General features: G+C 46.1%; 1 protein-coding gene. It reads right to left on the reverse strand.

Features of this window, described 5'->3' with window-relative positions:
- On the reverse strand, nucleotides 1-458 hold a 458-nt coding region (locus CWB66_RS21710), incomplete at both ends, for an ATP-binding protein (RefSeq protein ID WP_138587022.1).

A 458-nucleotide genomic window follows, 5' to 3' on the forward strand; every position in this document is an offset into this window, starting at 1 on the left:
GCGTTAGAGACAAATCTACCTGTACGTGCGGCACGTGGGTATACTTCGCATAGATAGACTTTGCCATCTTTAACCGCAAACTGTGTATTCATCAAACCAACTCCGCCAAGTTCAAGTGCCATATCAGTTACTTGCTTACGCATCACATCTTGCACTTCTTGCGTTAGCGAGTGAGCTGGTAATGAACATGCTGAGTCACCAGAGTGAACGCCTGCTTGTTCAATATGCTCCATGATGCCGCCAATAATCACTTGCTCGCCGTCGCAAATTGCGTCAACGTCAACTTCTAACGCGTTATCTAAGAAACGGTCTAGTAATACTGGCGCTTCATTTGATGCAGATACGGCGTCGGTCATGTAACGACGCAAGTCTTGCTCATCGTATACAATTTCCATCGCACGACCACCTAATACGTACGAAGGACGTACTACCAGTGGGAAACCAATTTCAACTGATTT

The organism is Pseudoalteromonas sp. S558, assembly GCF_005886635.1.
GTDB classification, from domain to species: Bacteria; Pseudomonadota; Gammaproteobacteria; order Enterobacterales; family Alteromonadaceae; genus Pseudoalteromonas; species Pseudoalteromonas aliena.